The 20311-nt window shown below is 60.8% G+C and carries 16 protein-coding genes; 5 read left to right on the plus strand and 11 right to left on the minus strand.

The features are described from left to right. Positions 1-12 precede the first annotated feature (12 nt). From V7747_RS16590 to V7747_RS16605, 4 genes are all read right to left on the minus strand, one after another. Positions 13-3564 carry a tetratricopeptide repeat protein gene (locus V7747_RS16590; protein ID WP_335617128.1) on the minus strand — a complete coding sequence of 1184 codons (3552 nt, stop codon included), beginning with the start codon at positions 3562-3564 and terminating at the stop codon, positions 13-15. Further along, positions 3542-6259, minus strand: coding sequence for a bifunctional glycoside hydrolase 114/ polysaccharide deacetylase family protein (locus V7747_RS16595; protein WP_335617129.1), 2718 nt, complete (start codon positions 6257-6259; stop codon positions 3542-3544). The genes V7747_RS16590 and V7747_RS16595 overlap by 23 nt, the downstream gene beginning before the upstream one ends. 353 nt (positions 6260-6612) lie before the next feature. Next, entirely contained in the window at positions 6613-7374 is a 762-nt protein-coding gene (locus tag V7747_RS16600; RefSeq protein ID WP_335617130.1) for an ABC transporter permease, read from the minus strand. After that, positions 7371-8324: an ABC transporter ATP-binding protein gene (locus tag V7747_RS16605; RefSeq protein ID WP_335617197.1), complete on the minus strand. Its 954-nt coding sequence runs from the start codon at positions 8322-8324 to the stop codon at positions 7371-7373. Before V7747_RS16605 ends, V7747_RS16600 begins: the two co-directional genes overlap by 4 nt. 236 nt (positions 8325-8560) lie before the next feature. Between V7747_RS16605 and V7747_RS16610 the strand changes: the two genes are divergently transcribed. The 4 genes from V7747_RS16610 to V7747_RS16625 all read left to right on the plus strand — a co-directional run bounded on the left by V7747_RS16610 (position 8561) and on the right by V7747_RS16625 (position 10904). Then, complete coding sequence (locus V7747_RS16610) at positions 8561-9304, plus strand: hypothetical protein (RefSeq protein WP_335617131.1); 744 nt, start codon at positions 8561-8563, stop codon at positions 9302-9304. 90 nt (positions 9305-9394) lie between these two features. Beyond that, positions 9395-9880 (plus strand): RDD family protein, encoded by a 486-nt coding sequence (locus V7747_RS16615; RefSeq protein ID WP_335617132.1) that lies wholly within the window; start codon positions 9395-9397, stop codon positions 9878-9880. Further along, entirely contained in the window at positions 9877-10479 is a 603-nt protein-coding gene (locus tag V7747_RS16620; protein ID WP_335617133.1) for a glutathione S-transferase family protein, read from the plus strand. Before V7747_RS16615 ends, V7747_RS16620 begins: the two co-directional genes overlap by 4 nt. Before the next feature lie 20 nt (positions 10480-10499). Next, entirely contained in the window at positions 10500-10904 is a 405-nt protein-coding gene (locus tag V7747_RS16625) for a hypothetical protein (protein ID WP_335617134.1), read from the plus strand. On the opposite strand, the gene V7747_RS16630 is transcribed toward V7747_RS16625, so the two are convergent. The 4 genes from V7747_RS16630 to V7747_RS16645 all read right to left on the minus strand — a co-directional run bounded on the left by V7747_RS16630 (position 10881) and on the right by V7747_RS16645 (position 13449). After that, positions 10881-11483 (minus strand): LysE family translocator, encoded by a 603-nt coding sequence (locus V7747_RS16630; protein WP_335617135.1) that lies wholly within the window; start codon positions 11481-11483, stop codon positions 10881-10883. The two genes, V7747_RS16625 and V7747_RS16630, sit on opposite strands and share 24 nt — an antisense overlap. A gap of 63 nt (positions 11484-11546) precedes the next feature. Continuing rightward, a complete protein-coding gene (locus V7747_RS16635) occupies positions 11547-12056 on the minus strand; it encodes a hypothetical protein (RefSeq protein WP_335617136.1) in 510 nt (169 codons plus the stop codon). 147 nt (positions 12057-12203) lie between these two features. Next, the gene (locus V7747_RS16640; protein ID WP_335617137.1) at positions 12204-13139 is read right to left on the minus strand and encodes a glutathione S-transferase family protein; all 936 of its coding nucleotides are present in this window, start codon (positions 13137-13139) and stop codon (positions 12204-12206) included. Beyond that, positions 13132-13449: a GIY-YIG nuclease family protein gene (locus tag V7747_RS16645; RefSeq protein WP_442909289.1), complete on the minus strand. Its 318-nt coding sequence runs from the start codon at positions 13447-13449 to the stop codon at positions 13132-13134. The genes V7747_RS16640 and V7747_RS16645 overlap by 8 nt, the downstream gene beginning before the upstream one ends. Positions 13450-13558: 109 nt before the next feature. Between V7747_RS16645 and V7747_RS16650 the strand changes: the two genes are divergently transcribed. Then, a complete protein-coding gene (locus V7747_RS16650; protein WP_335617139.1) occupies positions 13559-14041 on the plus strand; it encodes an asparaginase domain-containing protein in 483 nt (160 codons plus the stop codon). A gap of 32 nt (positions 14042-14073) precedes the next feature. Here the strand turns inward: V7747_RS16650 and tldD are convergent, their stop codons facing one another. The 3 genes from tldD to V7747_RS16665 are packed head-to-tail and all read right to left on the minus strand — an operon-like array spanning position 14074 to position 20299. Further along, positions 14074-15516, minus strand: coding sequence for a metalloprotease TldD (tldD, locus tag V7747_RS16655; RefSeq protein ID WP_335617140.1), 1443 nt, complete (start codon positions 15514-15516; stop codon positions 14074-14076). Beyond that, a complete protein-coding gene (locus V7747_RS16660) occupies positions 15509-16369 on the minus strand; it encodes a carbon-nitrogen hydrolase family protein (RefSeq protein ID WP_335617141.1) in 861 nt (286 codons plus the stop codon). The genes tldD and V7747_RS16660 overlap by 8 nt, the downstream gene beginning before the upstream one ends. A gap of 54 nt (positions 16370-16423) precedes the next feature. Further along, entirely contained in the window at positions 16424-20299 is a 3876-nt protein-coding gene (locus V7747_RS16665) for a YhdP family protein (protein ID WP_335617142.1), read from the minus strand. Positions 20300-20311 lie beyond the last annotated feature (12 nt).

Genomic DNA, 20311 nt, shown 5'->3' on the forward strand with positions numbered 1-20311 from the left:
CTCATGATGTCATCAGCGCCCAAACCGGGAACTGTAGGAAATATTGATATTGCCGCCGGACTCGCCATCGCCGCCCAGCGGCGCCGATTGGTAACCGGTGGTAAAGGAAAGCTCGTCATCGCCCAAGACTTCTATGCCCACCCCGGCGTTCACTGAATAAGTCATACCCTGCTCTACCCAATCCCAGCCTGCAGCGGTATCCAGCAGCCAGGTGTACTGCCCACGCGTACGGTTCAGGGCACCAGGGAAACCGCGACGCAACTGGCTACCTACGTAGAAACGGCCCACGCGCTCTGGCAACAGCTCCTCCGTGGTCAGGTCGCCTTGGTTGACCACCCCTCCATTGCTGGTCAACAGCGAGGAGAGATTGGTGGAATCGAGTCGGTTGTTCTGCACTTCCAACCCGCTGCGCAGAATCCAGGTCGGGCCGCTGAAGAACTGCACCTGACTAAACTCAACGCTGGCCACCTCGCCCGCGCCGATGCTCAAGCCTGAGCGCGATTCATACTGACGATGCTCGAGCGCCCAGTTGAGTTGATCACGCGCGCTGAAACTCTGGCTCACGTTCAGCCAAACAGCGTCCTGCTGCCCGACCGCACGCATCAGCCCCGTTTCCCGGCTTTCACGCTGCCAGTCGAGTCCGGCGACCACCTGATCGCGGCCCAGCAGCCATTGGCGCGCAATGCCAAAGCCGTTACGGTCATCATCCTGACGCTGACTACCGTCCAGTGTGAGCGCCAGATAACCGTTGGCGAAGTTGCGCTCAACACGCAAGGCCGCGCTGGTTTCTTCGCCCATCGCGCCGGTATCGAGCTGCGAAGAGCGGTAGCGCGCCTGCTGAGCATCCAGACGCCAGTACCAGTTATCGCCAAGATAGCGGGCGGCGCTCAAGCGCGGGCCCTCCAGCTCCAACCCACCAAAGTCGTCCTGCGCCCAGCCCAGTTGCACACCCTGTGGGTGCTGCTCGGTCATTTCCAGCGCCTGCCGCCAAAGTTGCTGACGCACTGCCAGCGGCTGCTCGTCACCCAGCTCGGATAGCGCGTCGCCGAGGGCACGTGACTCAGAGCCCAGACGGGCAAGGGTTTCGACGCGCTGCGCCGGATCGATTCGATCCTCCAGCAGCAGCTCTCCGAGCGTGTCTCGGTTATAGGTGCGCAACGCTTCCTGGATCTGGTCATAATTATCGATACGCAGGTCATGCGCCCGCCCCCAGGCCAACCAGGCGTCCTTCTGTGCCTCCTGATTGGTCATATCCAGGTGGTCGAGTAGCGCTTCAAACCAGAGCTGCAGCATGGACGAAGAGCCGTCCTGCCAAGCCAACGCCCGGTTTTTTGCCTGCAGGTGGCTACGTGCGGACATCATCAACCGCAACCAGGTCTGATAGCCCTGAGGCGTCGCGGCCACGGCAGCAAACTGCGGGTGTTTTATTACGTGGGCACGCAGGCGCTGCGCGGCCGCTGCGCGACCGGCACCTTCCAGCGCATCGGCGTATGCCGCCAGACCCAGCAGGTCGTCCGGCCGCGCCACGGTGTAGCGTTGATACCAGCGCAGCGCGCGCTCGTTACGCTCGAGCATCTGGTTAGCCGCTCCCAATGCCAGCCACAGCGATGGCACCCCAGCGGCAGACCGCTCCCAGGGAGCAACAAAGCGTTGCAGCTGTTTCAAGTTACGGCCATCAACGTACAACCACAAAAGGCGTTCGCGCAGCACCAGATCACCCGGGTTGTTCGCCAGCGCCTGCAGGTAGATGTGTTCTGCCTTGTCAGCCTCGCCATCGCGTTCGGCAAGCAAGCCCTTGGCCAGCAGCACCGGCAGTTGCGCACCCATACCGGCCGCTTCAGCCTCGCTGACCATAGCGGCGAGCTGGTCCCAGTCCTGCAGGAACTCGGCAAGCTGAATCGCATCAACCAGCCGCCGAGCGTCACCCGAGCGCTGCCAGCTGGCATAGGCTAGCGCCATCGCCCGTTGCGGATCGCTCTGGCGATAAAGCTCGATCAATTGTCCCTCTTCGCTCAGCGTCAGCTGTACACCTCTGTGCTGCATCGTCTGATAAATCGACGCCAGCTCTGCGTCACGCTCCAGCTCCCAGGCCAGCGCAGCGCGCAGTCGCCAGTAATCCGGGTTGAGCTCATCGGGTATGCCGATATCCAACACTTGCCAGGCGCGCTCGGGCTGGTAGATGTCCCAGAGCACCTCGGCCCAGCTAACCCGTTCGGCAACGCTTAGCCGGTGCCCGCTGGCGAAGTTGTCCCACGTCTGCGCTGCGGCCTGTGGCTGCAGGGTGTGTTCCAGCACCTGCAACAGCTTGACCCAGGCCAGTCGCTGCTGCCCGGCATCGCGCAGGTAATCACGCAACCAGCGTTCGGCCAGCTCCGGCGTGCCGCGCGACTCCTGTGCGTAGATCAACAGGTCCAGCTCTTCGTCGGTAAGCCTGCGGGTAGCCGCTGTGCCAGCGAGCAGCTCGATGCCCTTATCGTAGTCGAACAGCTGTAGCGCCAGACGCCAGGCCGCCTCACGTACCGCCGGGTCTTCTTCCTGTGCCAGATAACTCGACCAGTAATGCAGCGCCGCCTCTGGCTCGCCCTGCCACTGAGCCAAGAGTGCCATCTGCCTGAGCATGGGGCCTGAAGCCGGTTCGTGGGCGAGCAGCACCTGCCCGCTTTGCCAAGCCCCGGCGGTGTCCCCTCGGGTCAACTGCAGATTGAAGTCTGCGCGCAGAGCCACAAGGTTATCGGGCTCACGGGCCAACCAATACGCCACCAATTGCTCGGCCAGGTCGTAGCGCATCGCACCAACGGCATAGCCCACGGCCTGCTGCAGCCAACTATCGCTGGGCTCTACATCCGGGTATTCAGCCAACGCTTGCAGGGCGTAGGTTGCGGCTTGCCCAGGCTGTCCGGCGGCCAACCAGGCGTCATGCGCCTTGCGGATAAAGAACAGCTTTTCCCTTGGCGTCTGCACCTGCTCAACCAGGCTTTGATAAACCTGCGCGGCTTCTGCCGGCGCGTTGCCGGCGATACTCCAGCGCGCAGCGCGCATGAGCATGGGTTTGCGTTCCGCTGGCAGGCGCTGGGCCAGGCTATCAAACAGCCGCGCCGCAATCAGTGGCTCGCCCAACTCCAAGGCCAGTGTGGCCAGCGCACGCTGCTGCTTGACGCCTAGCGCGTTGTAATCCAACGCCTCTAGCTGTTGTCGAGCCTGCGCCATGTCAGCTTGATCCTGACGCACGATGGCAACATTGCCGTCCAGCAGCAGGTTGTAATATTGCTTGGTCAACGGATCACCGCCTTCCCAAGTCTTGAGGTAGGTCAGCGCGTCATAGAAACGACCCAGATTGATCAGCATCTCCACCAGTTCGGCGCGCAGCTCGGCGTTGCCGGGATCGGCGGCCAGCAGCAACTCGGCGTAGTTGACCGACACCGCATCCGGTTTTTTGCCGTGCGGTAAAAACGCGTCCTTGTGCTGATAACTCAGCGCCAAGATCAGCGCTACCACCGCGCAGCTCAGGCCGAAGGCCCAAGGTCGCAGTAGCGGGATAGACTCAGTTGCAGGCGAGGATGGCATCGCTTACCTCGTGTTGCGCAAGGCGGAATTCAAGCAGATCGCCGCGGCGCTGCGGCTTGAACTCCTTACCTTGGTAATTGATTTGGCAGTGACCTGCGTAACGAATGGCGAGCGCCAGGGGGAACTCACCACGAAAAGAAAACTGCACGCGCTTATCCGACTGGTAATGCCATGCCGTCAACGGCAGGTTGGCCTGCTCCAGTGCGGGCGCCGGATCCCGGGTCGTGCGGGTGACCAGCATGGCGTGGTCGCCGCTCAGATGCACGTAACGCCCTTGAGGCAGGTCGCGTACTCCGGCAACCCCTTGGGAGCGCTGCAAGTCCGGCCAGCCGAGCGCGGGATCCAGCCGCAGAGTGCGCATGCCCTGGAGCGCTCGCAGCTGCCAGCGACCATCGAGGGTTCGCGCGGTGCTGCCTTCATACAGGCCGCGCACACGACGCAGATAGTCGCCCATCCACAGGGATATGGGTTGCTGCTCATCCATGTAACGGTAGATGTCGTTCATGGCGCGGATAGACGCGAGCTTGGTCCCGGAATAGAAGTGATAGTAAAGATTCAACGCACGCAGGCGGCGCGGCGAGTCTGTCAACTCAAAGGTATCTATCACCCGCGAAAAACCATAAAACGGCCCTTGCCAAAGGTTCGTATACAGGTTCTCGTTGATGATCGGCGCATAAATCTGCAAGCCACCCTTAGTGGGCCGCAACAGGGGATAAACACCGGTGAGCGAAGGGTCGGCTTTGGTCAGGAAAGTCTCTGCGCCATTGACGTTCGCCATGCCGCCTTCATAAGCCATGGCAATCGCCTCTGCGCCAGGCAAAGCCCCGCCGCTCCAGAAAATTAGCCTTACTTTCTTGCCGGGCGGCAGCAGGCGGCTTTCGATGTAATCACGCGAGCCGATGATTTCACGCCGCAGATCCATTTTTGGATAGTTCGGCAGTTTCAGATTGAGCCCATAATCAGCCTGAAAACCTTCCCGCCGCTGGGCCTTTTCAGGCTCCCAGTAAAAAGGGTGGCTGAAGGTATGAGTGGCGGGCTCGACCTTGGGATCAGCAAAAATGCGCCGTGCCAAAGGCTCCAGGGTAGTGGTAAGCCAGGGGTACATGCCCTTGGCGCCAACCTCGCCCTCGATGACCGAGACCGACGTCAGATAATTGTTGGGCTGAATAAAGGCTTCAAGCACGACCTTGGGCGAAAGTGGGGTGCCGCTTATTTCTGCGCGCGAGGCGAAACCATCGCCATCAATGTGTACCGTCGCGATGCGCCGCCCGTTTTCCGTGGTGGCGTCCAGACGAGGCATTGCTGGTAACCGTAACGATCGCTGCAAGAACGCCAGCGGCTGCAATATCCAGCGGCGATGCGAGGCGCCCTCTTCAAGCAGATAGGGCGACAGCGCATAACCACCCCAGGGCATGATGGCAGCCGGTGTGAGCTGGCGCTGCAGATTGTCAGTCAGCGTCAGCAGGGCGGTGCCACTGTCATCCAGCCGCTGAATGGCCTGCAGGCCACGAGTCTTGGCGCTGAGCTTGCCCTCGAAGGCGCCGAGAAAAGCGGCGTCGTGATGGCTGATCTGTACTGATTCAATCTGCTGCTGGCCATTACGCAGCTGCAGGCGAGCTAGCAGGTGGTCTTCTATCGGCATGCCGCCAAAAAAGGCCAAAGGCACAGCTTCATCCAGGCGCTTGGCAACAAATCGGTTGAATTGGTTGCTCGCCGGCGGAGCGCCGCTGGTCATCCAGAACACCACACCTGCGTACAACTCATCAAAACGCGTCAGCGGCAACGTATCGTCTGCCGGCAGATAGTCCACGCGGTAACCGAGGTATTCGAGCAGCCCACCCAGATAGACGTGCCCAGGATTAGTCGGCAGCTCGCCCTCGCGCGGATCGTAAACCAGCGCTATGCGACGTGGCTGAACCTCAATACTACCCACCCCGATCGAGTCCAGCCCCGGTGTAGACACAAAAGGTATGTAGCCATGGGCAGTGGCCTGGCGCGCAATTCGGCGCATGGCTTCGCGCTGTGCGGGTTCCGCATACTCGATGGCAACGATTGGAATTCCACGCTCACGCAGTGGCGTTACCTGCTGCTCCAGCCACAAACGATCCTCGGTGGGCACCTGACGATAGGACTCACTGGCCTGATCCCAGCCAGCATAGAAGGACTCCACCGCGACCGCATCGGCCAGGTCGTACAGCTCGGGCAAGACTTCAAAGCCCCGGTTGAAGAAGAGCTTCAGCGCCGGATACTCACTGTGAATGCGCTTGATCACGCTGGTCAGGGCCGACGCTTGCTCAGCGTGACGTGCCTCGTCGAGCAGTGTGTAGCTGTCCAGCGTATCGAGGAAAAGACCAGCATAGCCCGCCGCCTGATACTCGCCCGCGCGGCGCAAAAGGTAGCTTTGCCAGTCGGCACTGGACAGGTCCGTCAGCTCGCTTTGCCAGGCCTGATTACGCGCTCCAACGCGCGCAGCCGGGCTTACTGCCTTGGCGGTCACGTCACTCTGGTCAATTTCACCCACCGAAAGGTAGGCAAACGGCAGACTGCCCTGAGCGCGCAAAAAGTCGATATCTGCCTGATCGGCATTGGCGGGCTCCAGCACCACCCAGTCGTACTGCGAAAGCTCCGGTGTTGGTGGATTCTGCGCATACCAGAAGCCCACGCTGGCAGGTACTGCTGCAGCGTAGCTACTCAAACTGAAAAGTAGAACCTGGACAAGTGCAAGAAAAAACAGCCGATTGTTGTCAAACATCCTGTACATCAACGCTCCCGGGGCAGAGCCAGTGTCGTGGAAGGCGAGAATTCGTCTCACACTGGCGCAATAGCCTTCAGACAGGTCGCTCCCGCCGATAATGGCGAGACAATATCACAGTCAATAAAACATACAACCTGTTAATACCGGCAGCATACTCGCCAAAATACCGGCACAAGGCAATCTGAGCGACACCCGAGAGGGGTATAAAGTAATCGTAAAGCCATTAAAGTGACCATGTGGTCACTTTAATGGCTCAAATAGTCATCCGTAGAAATGTGCCAAAAGGCGGCCGTTCAAGGCTTGAGTTTGTAACCCGTACGAAATATCCACCAGACCAGCGCCAGGCAAATCGTCAAAAAAACCAGCGTCATGCCCAGGCTCACACCTATGTGCACGTCCGCAGCCCCGTAAAAGCTCCAGCGAAAACCGCTGATCAGGTAGACCACCGGGTTGAACAAAGTCACTGTCTGCCAGAACGGTGAAAGCATGCTGATGGAGTAAAAGCTGCCACCCAGAAAGGCCAGCGGCGTCACTATCATCAACGGAATGATCTGCAGCTTTTCAAAGCCATCGGCCCATACACCGATCACAAAGCCGAACAGGCTGAACGTCACCGCCGTCAGCAGCAGAAAACCCAGCATCCACACCGGGTGCTGAATTTCGTAGTCCACAAACAGCCGCGCCGTAAGCAAAACCAGCAGCCCAAGCAAGACCGATTTGGTGGCCGCCGCGCCAACGTAACCCACCACGATTTCCAACGGCGACACCGGCGCTGACAGCACCTCGTAGATAGTGCCGGTGAACTTGGGCATATAGATGCCGAAAGAAGCGTTGGAGATGCTTTCATTCAACAGCATCAGCATGATCAGGCCGGGAATGATGAAGGCGCCATAACTGACCCCATCCACCTCAGTCATGCGACTGCCGATGGCGGCGCCGAAGACAATGAAATACAGCGAGGTGGAAATGACCGGCGAGGCAATGCTCTGCAAGGTCGTGCGCAGCATGCGCGCCATTTCCGCCTGATAGATGGCACGAACGCCATAAAGGTTCATGGGTTTACTCCTGCACGCTGTTCATCGCGGCGCTTGTGCACCAGCCCAACGAAAATATCCTCCAGTGAGCTTTGGCTCGAGTGCAGGTCCTTCAGCTCAATACCCGCCTGGTCCAGGCGCTTGAGTAGTTCGGCAATACCGGTTTGCTCGCATTGGGCGTCGAAGGTATAGACCAGGCTGTAGCCATCGTCCGCCAGCACCAGGGCGTCGCTGCGCAGGGTCTCCGGCAAGTGCTCCAGCGGCGACTGCAATTGAATGCTCAACTGCTTGGTACCCAACTGTTGCATCAGTTTGTCCTTGTCCTCGATCAGAATCAGCTCGCCCTGATTGATCACACCGATACGGTCGGCCATCTCCTCGGCTTCTTCGATGTAATGCGTGGTCAGAATGATGGTCACGCCGCGCTGCTGCAACCTGCGCACCATGTTCCACATATCGCGACGCAGCTCAACGTCGACGCCGGCGGTCGGCTCGTCGAGAAACAGCACCTCGGGTTCATGCGACAGCGCCTTGGCGATCAACACCCGCCGCTTCATGCCGCCCGATAGGTCCATGATGCGGTCATGGCGTTTGTCCCACAGCGAAAGCTCACGCAGTATCTGCTCCAGCAAGGCGTCGTTGCGCGGCTTGCCGAACAGGCCGCGACTCAGCTTCAGCGTCGACCAGACGCTATCGAACATGTTATTGGTCAACTCCTGCGGCACCAGACCTATCTTGCTGCGCGCCTTGCGGTAATCGCGCACGTTGTCGTGGCCGTCTACCAGCACCTTGCCGCCGCTGGCATTGACCAGACCGCAGACAATACTGATAAGTGTGGTTTTGCCGGCGCCGTTGGGGCCCAGCAGGGCAAATATTTCGCCGCGTCGAATACTCAGGCTAACGCCTTTCAGGGCCTGGAAGCCCGACTCATAGATCTTGGTCAGCTCGCTGATCTGGATAATGTCTTGCACTGGTTCCTCGCTTACCGGTGAGGCCGAGTCGGTAGCCGCGCGGCGTGACGACGTCAGGGTGAGCAACAGCATACGCCGAACCGCCAATCGATTCAGCCCTGTTCAGCGCAGGGATACTCGGCAACGCAGCAGATAGCCGTTGACCTTCAGCGGCCGCTGGGTTAAACCTGAATTGCAACCGTCCAGAGAGACGGCGCGAGCCTCACAATAACAACAACAAAGACAGGATCACGATCATGTGGATGAATCTACTGCTGACGCTTCTGGTTATTCCCCTCGCTTTGGTCAATCTGATCGGTCCGCTGCTGGTTCTGCGTACGCAGAAAATACCGGCACGAGTACGTTTCAGCTCGGTAGACAATACGCGTTTCATGGCTGAGCGCGACACCAGGTTCAAACAGCTCGATCAAGAGGTACGCGAGCTGGACTTTGACCATCTTGGCTCCTCCGCACTGCAAAACAACCAGACCACCAGCTACTTCTCGCTGTACGCACATCCGAGTGAGCAGGCGGCAGCCATGCTGGTTACCATGGCCTCCGGCAGCAAAAAGGTGACCTACGCCGAGTTTGCTCAACTGTACGCCGACGGCACGCTGCTGGACGTCAACAATGCGCCGGTGTTGCCCAGCTACCCGCGCATGGACTGCAAACGCGGCGTTCGCCTGCCGGCAGTGAATGAACTCAAGGTACTGCTCAATACCCTGCAGGCCCTGCGCGGACTACTGCCCAATAGCGCACCGGCAATTCCCTACCCAAGCGACCAGGGCTTCAAACCGATCGAGGACTTTATCGCCCGCGAATCGGATGAGCTGGCTCGGTTGGGTTACTGCCATGCCGAGATCGACGACAACGGCCGACGCGCACTGACCCTGAAAGGCGCCTTGCTGCTGACCTGGAAGAACGCCATACCCGGCAAGCTCATCTTGGCCCTCATGGAACAGCGCTCGACACGCAGTCTGCTGACTGGCTCTCACCCCTGAGGTCTATATTTCTACCGGACGCTATTCGCTGTAGGGAATTTCTGCGCAGAATGCAGGGTCACAAGATCCAGCAGCAGGGAGTCCTTTTACATGTCCAACCAACCGCAATTGCATTACGCCGGCTTCTGGCGGCGCACTCTCGCCAGCCTCATCGACACCCTGTGGATGATGCTGGTGATCACCCCGCTGCTGGTGTACTTCTACGGCTGGGAGTACTTTGACCCCTATCAGTCGCCGCCGCTCGATGGCGTCGCTGATCTCCTGCTCACCTGGGTAGCACCAGCGATTGCGGTGATCCTATTCTGGCGCGCTAAACAGGCCACCCCCGGCAAGATGGCGGTACATGCCCGAGTAGTAGATGCGCGCAGCCTGCAAACGCCCGGCACTGGTCAATTGATCATTCGTTATCTGGGCTATTTCATCGCCACGCTACCGCTGTGCCTTGGTTTGCTCTGGGTCGCCTTTGATTCACGCAAGCAGGGCTGGCACGACAAGCTCGCTGGCACCCTGGTGATCTGCAATCCGGTCATCATGCCCGCGGCCAAACAACCTTCCGTAGCGGCATATAAGGCATGAAACTGTACGGCGATTTGATGTCGGGCAACTGCTACAAGCTGAAACTGCTGTGCGATCTGCTGCAATTGGAACACCAGTGGGTTCACGTTGACATTTTGCGGGAAGAAACTCGCACCCCAGACTTTTTGCGCCTCAACCCCAACGCCAAGGTACCCCTGCTGGAGCTTGATGACGGCCGCACACTGAGTGAATCCAACGCCATACTCAACTACCTGGCCAGCGGCTCGGCGCTGCTGCCGCAGGATGCCTTCAGCCTGGCCAAGGTTCTGCAATGGCAGTTTTTTGAACAGTACAGCCACGAGCCATACATCGCCGTCGCGCGCTTCATCGGCCGTTATCTGGGACTACCTGAGGAGCGGCGCGCGGAATATCACGCCAAGCAGCCCGGCGGACACCGCGCACTAAGGGTGATGGAGCAGCAACTGCAAAACACCGACTACCTGGTAGACAACCGCTTCAGCGTGGCCGACATCAGCCTGTATGCCTATACCCATGTCGCCCACGAAGGTGGATTCGAGCTGACGGACTACCCTGCAATCCGTGACTGGCTGGCGCGGATTGCCGCCCTCCCGGGCTATCAACCCATGCCTGAACACTGAACACTGCCAAGGAGCCGACCATGAATTTCCGCGCCCACCACCTGAGTCAGCCACTTAGCGTGCTCTGCCTGCTGTTGAGCAGCACCATGACTGCCGGCGAGCGTCTGCTGGTAACGCCTAGCTATCAGTTGAAGATGGACTCGCGTTGTGCCGAGGGCGAGGTCAGCTGCGCCCATTACACCCTGCAGGGGCGCGAACGGCATAGCGGCGAGCCGTTGATGCTGCAAGGGCGCAGCATGCATACCACCTGCGCCGACGGCGAAACGCCCTGCCGCTTTCTGGGCTATCGCTTCGACGAGCCCGAGCGCAGCTTTCTGATTACCGAAGATGGCCTGCTCAACATCTATCACGGCGACAACCTGATACTGCACGAGCAGGGGCGCTGGGAGGACGACGCCGTGCTAGAGCGCGAGGGGGACCAGTGACAACACCAGCAGCGACGCCATTACGCCATTGAACAGGCGCAAGTTGCGCGGACGTTGCAGAAATCCACGCAACTGCGCACCACAGAAAGCCCAGAGCGACACGCAAGGCAGGTTGATCAGGGCAATCACCAGCGCAATCAGAAAAACCGCCAGCAGACCACCGCCAGGCACAAGATAGAGACTAAAGGCACTCACCGCCATAACCCAGGCCTTGGGATTAATCCACTGGAAGGCGACTGCGCCCCAAAAACCCATCACCCTCTGCGCCCCCAGCGCCGCCTCTGTCGGCGTGGGCGCCGCAGCCGTCGCCACGCGCCAGGCCAAGTACAGAAGATAAGCGGCCCCGCACCACTTGAGCCATTCATACAGTGCTGGCCAACGCTGAAATACCTCGCCCAGACCGCTTCCAACTGCCAGTAGCATGACGAAGAAACCAATCCAGACACCGGCAAGGTGCGGCAAAGTACGCTGAAACCCGACATTAACACCGGATGTCAGCAGCATCAGGTTGTTGGGGCCAGGGGTAATGGAGGCGACAGTAGAGAACAGGACCAGCGCGAGCAAGAGTTCGGTATTCATGGGGCACCCGCGAATGACAAGGTGTCCAGCTTAGGCAGGCCGCGCTATGCGCACAACGTACAGCTAGGGAGTAACAGTTTGTGAGCGCAGTTCTGCCTCGGGCTGACAAACCGCGTAGCGATGCAGAAAAACGCCATTCACGGTGCGCAGCAGCCCAGGGGTAATGGTCTGGAAATGCTCCAGCGCACTGCGCCGCTCGTTATGTGTCACCAGTCGCTGGCTACCAATCTGTTGTTGCATCTGGCTGAACAAGGGCACGAAAGGCTGCAGATCCGCCAGCCCCCGTTGACACTGCGAGCCGGGCGGCAACTCGGCAAAATCCCGCTGCAATTCCGTCAGCTGCTGCTCCACCACCCGCTGACAACGCTGCAGCAACTGCAGCATCTGAGCACGCAGGGGCGGCAGCTGCCTTTCCAGGTTGACCGCCCCCTTGATTTCCGACTGAAAGGCGCGCAGCGGCGCCGCACAGGTCGTCTCCGCGTTCAGCTCGGGCTCAGCCGCCGCACCCAGGCTCCAGCCCAGGCAGAACAGCAGCAAACCCGTTGCAGTGAGCCTTTCCAGCCAGTAGATCACAGTACGCTCCCTCTCCTATCCAAGGCGGCGATTCTAACCAAGCTGAACTGATATGTACCGAGATTCAGCACACAATTCCATGCCTTCTCAGTCAAAAAAAGGTCGGCAGATGCGAATCTGCCGACCTTTTGACACAGCCGTTGACGTTCAGACTACGGTCAGGCGGTACCCGTAGCGAGGGAAGTGCACGTGTACGAGACCGGCACGGTCATCTTCGCGGGCGATAACGATTTCTTCTGCGCCTTCAAACACCAGGGTGCCTGCAACCTCATCGGCGCCGTAGTCCACGGCGCTGACCGTCACTGCCTGACCGCCGGCAAAACCACCAGGGCTGGTAATCGCCTCGGCGGGCAACGCCGCAGGCTCGTTATCTCTGGCGATGCTAATAGCGTCTTGCGCCGACAATTCACTGGCCACACCATGGCCAATATCCGCCATCCGCTGCATCCAGCGCTGCACGGCCGGATAGCCGTCCAGCGCATTCGCTACTGCCGCGTTGCTGCCCACGAACCACAGGGGATGGTAATGGGCAAAATCGGCGATGCAAGGGTAATCACCCAAAAGAAATTCGCCATCGCGCTGCAGTTGAGTTTCCAGGCGACTCAACAACGCAGGCCATTGGGACAGCGCTACGGCCCCGTCCAGCCGCGTAGCCGTGCCCTTGGCAAACAGCGCCGTGCGGTCCGCCATGAAACCCTTGATCACCTGGTCCGGCAGACCGGCAAAGCGCTCGGCCAGCCCCTTGGGCTGAAAGTTGATCGCCACGCCGTGCTGGAACAGTACCGAATCGGCAAACTGGGCCAGCCCCATTGCAGCGGCTTCCCGACCTTCCGGGAACAGCTGCGGGGTCGCCTTTTCCTGCTCCAGGCGCCGCGCGATCATCGCGGTATCACAGTAGATATCAGCCCCCACCTGCATTACCGGGGTACGCCGGTAACCACCGGTCAGCGCGGTCAGATCCGGCTTGGGCATGACCGAGGGGATCATCACCGAGCGCCAGGACAGCCCCTTGAAGCCCAGCATCAAGCGCGCCTTCTCGGCAAAGGGGGATTGCGGGTAGTGGTGCAGAATCAAATCACTCATGCTCTGTCTCCGATTGGTTTGCGCCCAGCTTAGACGCTGAGTCCGTCGCTGCACAGAGCTTCGCGCCAGCAAATTGGTGATCATCGAACTGACTTATAAGTCGCTCCTTGGCCCGCTTGGTCAGCGCCTTGATCTGAAGTTCCTGCCGCAGGGCATCGCCATGCCCTGCGCAGCGCTGCCACCAGACCAGGGCGCTGGCCGGGCTACGGTTGAAAAAGCGCGCGCCCTTGCCACTCAAGTGTTCCCGGAAGCGGCGCTCAGGGTCTATGCTGATCCCCGTATACAGATGGCCGTTCTCCGCGCGCACCATGTACACCCACCAGATACGCACTGCCAGCTCCGGCGGCGACGCAGGAGGGGCAACGGTGATAGCGGTATCGGTAGGCATAGCAGACAGTCATTTCAGGAATTGAAGGATCATGTTCGTACAGATATTCAGTACCGGCGGCACGCTGGACAAGCTCTATTTCGACGCGCTCAGTGAATACCAGATCGGTGAGCCTATCGCCGGTGAATTGCTGCAGCAGGCACGGGTCGGCTTCGACTATAACATCGAATCCCTGACCCGAAAGGACAGCCTGGAGCTGGACGACCATGACCGACAACTGATCCACGACAAGGTGAGCGCCTGCCCGCACGAGCACATTCTGATCACCCACGGCACCGATACCATGACGGTGACCGGCGCCGGGTTGGCCGATATCAGCGGCAAGGTCATCGTGCTGACCGGTGCGATGCAACCAGCGCGCTTTCGCGACTCCGACGCGCTGTTCAACCTGGGCCTGGCAGTCGGCGCACTGAACTGCATGCCGCACGGCGTTTACGTCGCCATGAGTGGGCGGATTTTCCCGGTGGATCAGGTGCGCAAGAATCGGCTCGCCGGGCGGTTTGAAGAGCGCTAGACAAGCCGGCGGAAAAACCGCGCGGGAGTGGCTTAGCCGGTGCCGCCCACGGTGATTTGATCAATCTTCAGCGTCGGCTGCCCTACCCCTACCGGCACCGACTGGCCGTCCTTGCCACAGACGCCCACACCGGTATCCAGCTGCAGGTCAGTCCCGACCATGGACACACGGTTCATGACTTCGGGACCGTTGCCGATCAGGGTGGCACCCTTGACCGGGGCAGTAATCTTGCCGTCTTCGATCAGGTAAGCCTCGCTGGTGGAGAACACGAACTTACCGCTGGTTATATCCACCTGGCCGCCGCCCAGGTTGGCGCAGTAAATGCCTTTCTTCACTGACGCGATGATCTCTTCAGGGTCGCTCTCACCGGCCAGCATGTAGGTGTTGGTCATGCGCGGCATGGGCAGGTGTGCGTAGGATTCGCGGCGGCCGTTCCCGGTCGCCGCCACGCCCATCAGCCGCGCGTTCAACTTGTCCTGCATGTAGCCCTTGAGAATGCCGTTCTCGATCAGGGTGGTGCAGTTGGTCGGCAGCCCTTCATCGTCCAACGTCAGGGAGCCGCGGCGGCCCGGCAGGGTGCCGTCGTCCACAATGGTACAGAGGCTGGAGGCCACCTTCTCGCCGACCCGGCCGCTGTAGGCTGAACTGCCCTTGCGATTGAAGTCGCCTTCCAGACCATGACCAACCGCCTCGTGCAGCAACACGCCGGACCAGCCCGGTCCCATGACCACCGGCATGCTGCCGGCCGGCGCCGCCACCGCCTGCAGATTGACTGTCGCCTGCCGCACCGCTTCACGGGCATAACCCAGCGCGCGCTCTTCTGTCTCGAAATACTGGTAATCGGTGCGCCCGCCACCACCGGAACTGCCGCGCTCGCGGCGGCCATTGTGCTCGATGATGACGCTGACATTGAGCCGCACCAGCGGACGGATATCGCCCGCCCAGGTGCCATCACTGGCGGCAATCATCACGGTATCGTGCACACCACTCATGCTCACACTGACCTGGGTAATGCGCGGATCAAGGCTGCGGGTATAGGCATCAATACGCTGCAGGAAGGACACCTTGTCGGCCTGCGCCATGACGTCCAACGGGTTGTCCGCCACATACAGCGGCGTGCAGGCCGGCCGCTGCCAGGCCTGCACACTGCCGGCCTGGCCGGCGCGGGCAATCGAACGCGCAGCACCCGCTGCCTGACTAAGGGCGGCCAGACGAATATCGTTACTGTAGGCAAAGCCGGTTTTCTCACCCGACAGGGCACGCACACCAACGCCCTGGTCTACATGAAAGCTGCCGTCCTTGACGATGCCGTCTTCCAGCACCCATGACTCGCTGATCTGATGCTGAAAATAAAGGTCGGCAGCATCCACGCCGGGTGCTGCGACCAGGGTGCCGAGCACGCTGGCCACGGCATCCGGTGTTAGGTCGGCGGGGCGCAACAGGGCGCTTTCGGCTTGGCTGATTAGATCACTCATTCTGACTCGACTCCTTGGCTACCGGCTGCGGAGCGGCAGGCGGTGCAAAACGGCGGTGTGCGGTGATGGGCATGCGCTGGCGAACGTCGCGCAGAAAATCGCGATCCAGTTCACCAGCAACAATGCCCGACCCCTCCGGCAGCTCGGCAATCACCTCGCCCCAGGGGTCAACAAGACAACTGTGTCCGAACGTCTGGCGACCGCCGGCGTGGGTGCCGGCCTGGTTGGCTGCCAGCACATAACATTGGCTTTCAATCGCCCTGGCGCGCAGCAGAACTGTCCAATGTGCGGCGCCCGTGACGGCAGTAAAGGCTGCGGGCACCACTATCAGCTCTGCGCCGGCCAGACGCAACGCCTGATACAGCTCGGGAAAGCGCACATCGTAACAAATACTCAGCCCCAGCTTTCCGACCGGTGAGTCCAGGCACACCAGTTGATCTCCGTAGGCGTAGTCATTCGACTCGCGGTAGGTACTGTGGCTATCGCTGACATCCACATCAAACAGATGCAGTTTGTCGTAGCGCGCCACCTCGCGGCCCTGCTCGTCCAGCACCAATTGGGTTGCCATGGGTTTGCCGCCTGGCTTCCGCGGGAGCGGCAAGCTGCCACCGACCAGCCAGATGCGATGTGCGCGAGCCTGTTCGGCGAGAAACCGGCGAATAGGTCGTTCAGGAGCAAACTCGGCGGCAGCAATACCTGCCAGCGAACGATTCCCCAGGGCAGCAAAACACTCTGGCAGCAGCACCAGTTCGGCCCCCTGCTCCGCCGCCTGTGCTATCAGCTCTGCAGCCTGCCGCAGATTTTCCTGCACCTCTGGCTGGCTGGTCATCTGGATTGCAGCAACACGTGACATAGCATCCCCCTTCGGCGAGCGGTTCATTTCTGCAGCGACCCGGTCGCTGCGTCGTCATTCACCCTCAAGCGCGGCCTTGTCATCAAAGGCACGGTCAAACTCGACGTCCGGCTGTTTCCAGTCGCCGCTGACCTTGTACTTGACCGAAGCAAAGCGCGCGACCTTGTCGCCGAGAATCTTGTCGGCGAGAAACAGCACGCCGCCGATCTGCGGCGCACCGGCAATCAGGGCGGCCAAGGGCAGGTTGTTGGTAACCGGCAGGGTAACCAGCACCCCCAAATCTACCGTGTCGCTGCGCATATCGAGATTGCCCTCGAACTGCATCTTTACGCCAGGGCCTTCAAGGACCACCGGCTCCTCGCTATGCAGCACACCGTTGTCCACGTAGAGTGCGCCGTCCAGCGTGTCGTAGGCGGTGCCCTTGCTGAACAGATCGGAGAAATCCAGGCGCAAACGGCGGGTTAGCGAGTTGAAGTTCAGCAACCCGAAAACACGCAACGCCTGCGTGCTGTTATCCCCACTCTGCAGCATGCCGTCGCGGGCGGCAACGTTCAGACTACCGGAGGAGCGGCGCAGGCTAAACATCGCCGGCGAGCCGGGCCAGTTCAGTCTGGCTGCGGTGGTAAATTCCTTGCTGGTGATGGTCGGCGCATATTGCCAAGCCGTCAGCACCTCGCCGATGTCGCCAGCCGATACGGTGCCCTCGAATACCGTATGCGCCGGCTCTTCACGCCAATCCATGTTGCCTTCAACTTTGAGGCCACGCAAATCCAGTGAGAGCGACGGAATGCGCGCACCTGTGGCATCCGGACGCAAGGTGAAGGCCACCGAGCCCATCGGTCCGCTGGCCAATGACAGCTGCTCGATCGTCACGTCCAGCGGCGGCAAGCTGGATGGGCGGATGTTCTCCAACGGATCTGCCGGGTCGGTTGCCGGGGCACCGCCGTCAGGCTGCATGGCTGGCAGTAATTCAGCGGCCTGGCGATCGGTAGCAGCCAGCTTGAGCCGTTGCAATGCGATATTGATCGGCTTTGCACTATCGTCAGGCAGCACAACGCGACCGGCCACGTCGGCCTGGGTCAGGTCCAGCAGCCAGCGTGCATCCTGCCGCTGAACACCCACCTGCAGATCGTTCAGCTTCAGGCCAAAGCCGGTAAAGCGTTCCGCCGTGATATCGGCACGGCGCAGCAGTTGCGCAGAAGGCGCAGCGCCACCGGGGCCGGTGGTGGCCGAGAGGGTATTCTTCCACTGTTGCCAGGCATCCCAGTCCAAGGTTGGCAGCTGCGCGGTGATCGCCATACCCGGTGCAACGGGTGCCAACGCCTCGCCACTGCGAAAGCGCAGATCACCAGACCATTGCTCGGCCTGCCGCAGCAAGCGAGCATCCAGGCCGTTGGCTGCTGTCACATGCCAGCGCTGGGTGCCGCCAGCGGTCATTTGCAATGCCAGACTGGTGTCCAGCGCCGTGCCGGCATCCTTGCCCAAAGGGGCCGGCAGGGTGAGCGCAACGCCCGTTAGATCGCTGGTGAGCAGAATCTGTTGTTGCTGCGAGGCAATATCGACTTCTGCCTGCCAGTTGAAGCTGCCCTCCGCCAGCCCGGCCGGAACGGAACTGGCCAGCGACCAGCTGCGCAATTGTTCAACACTGTGCCGGCCGGCGAGGGCCAAGTGCTGTTTGCCCTGCTCTTGGCTCAACTCGGCCTTGACCGTCGCGCCAAGAAACCTGCCGGCCAGATCGTCGGAGCGCAGCCCCTGCTCCCGGCTGTAGGTAAGACTTCCTTGCAGCTGATTCAGCGGCGCCTGCAACTGGGGTATCCACAGCCGGTCGGCCGTCAGCTGCCAGCTGACGTCTGCCTGGGTTTGCGCCTCCCTGTTGCCGCCATCCAGCGGAATACGCAAGGCCAGATGACCGTCCACCTCACCCGAGCCCACCGTCCAGCCAGCCAGCGGGTCCTTGGTCAAATCGCCAAGCGGGGTTTCCTGCATCACTTTCAGCGCATCGCCGGCCGGCCCGACAAAGTCAGACTCGATATTCAGCGTTAGCGGCCCTGTGCGGTTAAGCAGTTGCGCCGTGACCTTAGTGTTGCTGGCCTGGGTCTGCCAGAGGCCCGCGCGCTGCCCGCGAATATCGAGTTTCCCGCCCTGCAAACGCAGATCGGCGTCCACCGCGGTCAGTAGCGGCCACCCATTCTGGAACAGCATCTCACCGTCGCGCAGTTCGGCATAAAGACCAATCTCACGCTCATCGGCGCTAGCCGCCTTCAGCAGCGAGCCCTGGTAAGTGAATATCGCCAGCGGCACCTCACCCTTCAGCCCGCTAGCAGCCAGCCAGGTCGCCAGCGCCGGACTGAAAGCGGGCGCCCTCAGCGGCAGGTAACGGCGGTGATACATCGCTTTGGAGTCGCGCAGGGCAACCCGCAGGTCCATGGTCGGCGTCTGCCCACTGGGCGGTAGCCGCAGGTCGAGTAACGCAGCGCCCCGGCCCTCGTCTCCGGCGACCGTCATGCCATTGGTGTGCAGCCGCAAACCGTCGTCCTGCGACCAACTCCAGCTCAGGGCCCCTTGAGCGCTGTCGTACTGCCAGACCTCCGGAAACAGGTTCGGCAGCTGCATGCTCCACTGCCGGTTATTCACCCGCAGTTCGCCGCCGTGCACTGAGCCCGCAATGCTGCCCGTGACGCCCTGCAGCATAGGCGCGTTGTGGTAGGCCTCAATACCCACCTGATCCAGCAAAGCACTGAAACGCAGCGCCTCGATATCGGTCGGCGTACCGCTGCCCGCCAAGTGCAGGTTGCGTATCTGTCCCTGTGGCGCCAACGTGGTAATGAGTTCGGCCATCGGTGGATGATCGACAAAGCGCGGCACCCAGTCGCGCAGCCGATCCAGCGACAGTCGGTCCACTGCCAGCGACCAGTCACCCGCTGCACTGCGCTCAGCCTGTGCGCGCATCATCGGCCACACCTGCTCGTCTATGCGCAGGCTGACATCCTGCACCTGCAGGCGCTCGCCGGCCGCGGTATTGCGATAGGCAAAGCGGATGAAAACATCCTGCAATGGCGGCGACTCAGCAGTATCAAAGCGCACTTGCGGCGCGACCAGCGTACCCTGCAACTGCTGCAGCCGCTGGTCTTGCCAGCTGCCCCAAAAACGTCCACCGGCGGTCAACTGATGCAGATGGCTGCGCTGTAGCCAGTCATGCGGCAGCCAGCGACTCCAGTCACTGGCCGGCAGTTCGAGAAAGAAGCCCATGGAGAGGTCGGCCAGGTTGTCGCTGTCGAGCAGACCGCTGGCCTGCCAGCGCACCAGTTCACCGTCCGGCAGGCGCAGCCGACCATCCAGCCGCTGCCAACCAGCGCCGTTGATGAGGGTCAACTCACCGCGCTCAAACTGCCAGCGCGGCTCATCGTAGGGGCTGACCGAGATCTCGGTGTTCAGCAGGGTAATGCGGTGCTGTTCGCGCAGTATTTTTACCGCCTGCTCCAGGCCACCCAGCGACTGCGCCTGCTGACCCAGGCCGCGCAGATGCCATTGGCCCTCGGCGTCTTCGCTGACTGAGAGCGACAATCCTTCAATCTGCAGCGCGTCCATGACCAGGCGTTGATGCCAGAGACTTTGCCAGAGATTCAAGCGCGCGGTGACGTTATCCAGGGCAAACAGGGTCGGACTGTAGGATTCTGCATCAGCATGCACCTGCAACCCACGCAGGCGAAAAACCGGCTGGGCGCCTTGCATTTCAGCCTCCAGCCCATCCAGCTGAATATGCCGGCCGGTCAGGCTTTGCGCCTTGGCGACCAGTTCTGACTGATAGTTGGCCAGCGCCGGCACGAACTGACGCCCCAAGCTGACATAGGCAGCCGCCAGCAACAGCCAGGCGACCAGCAGCAGAATCAGGCCGGTAAGCCCCTGTTTAAGCCAGCGTTGCCATTGCACCCGGATTACCAG

Origin of the sequence: Halopseudomonas sp. (assembly GCF_036960865.1) — a bacterium.
Classification (GTDB): Bacteria; Pseudomonadota; Gammaproteobacteria; order Pseudomonadales; family Pseudomonadaceae; genus Halopseudomonas.

Bases quoted from the DNA above. Each gene is read 5' to 3' on its own strand.
- V7747_RS16590 (WP_335617128.1), bottom strand. From the start codon at position 3,564: ATGCCATCCTCGCCTGCAACTGAGTCTATCCCGCTACTGCGACCTTGG.
- tldD (WP_335617140.1), bottom strand. From the start codon at position 15,516: ATGAGTGATCTAATCAGCCAAGCCGAAAGCGCCCTGTTGCGCCCCGCC.
- V7747_RS16630 (WP_335617135.1), bottom strand. From the start codon at position 11,483: ATGAATACCGAACTCTTGCTCGCGCTGGTCCTGTTCTCTACTGTCGCC.
- V7747_RS16620 (WP_335617133.1), top strand. From the start codon at position 9,877: ATGAAACTGTACGGCGATTTGATGTCGGGCAACTGCTACAAGCTGAAA.
- V7747_RS16645 (WP_442909289.1), bottom strand. From the start codon at position 13,449: ATGGTGCGCGCGGAGAACGGCCATCTGTATACGGGGATCAGCATAGAC.
- V7747_RS16610 (WP_335617131.1), top strand. From the start codon at position 8,561: ATGTGGATGAATCTACTGCTGACGCTTCTGGTTATTCCCCTCGCTTTG.
- V7747_RS16650 (WP_335617139.1), top strand. From the start codon at position 13,559: ATGTTCGTACAGATATTCAGTACCGGCGGCACGCTGGACAAGCTCTAT.
- V7747_RS16600 (WP_335617130.1), bottom strand. From the start codon at position 7,374: ATGAACCTTTATGGCGTTCGTGCCATCTATCAGGCGGAAATGGCGCGC.
- V7747_RS16625 (WP_335617134.1), top strand. From the start codon at position 10,500: ATGAATTTCCGCGCCCACCACCTGAGTCAGCCACTTAGCGTGCTCTGC.
- V7747_RS16640 (WP_335617137.1), bottom strand. From the start codon at position 13,139: ATGAGTGATTTGATTCTGCACCACTACCCGCAATCCCCCTTTGCCGAG.
- V7747_RS16660 (WP_335617141.1), bottom strand. From the start codon at position 16,369: ATGTCACGTGTTGCTGCAATCCAGATGACCAGCCAGCCAGAGGTGCAG.
- V7747_RS16615 (WP_335617132.1), top strand. From the start codon at position 9,395: ATGTCCAACCAACCGCAATTGCATTACGCCGGCTTCTGGCGGCGCACT.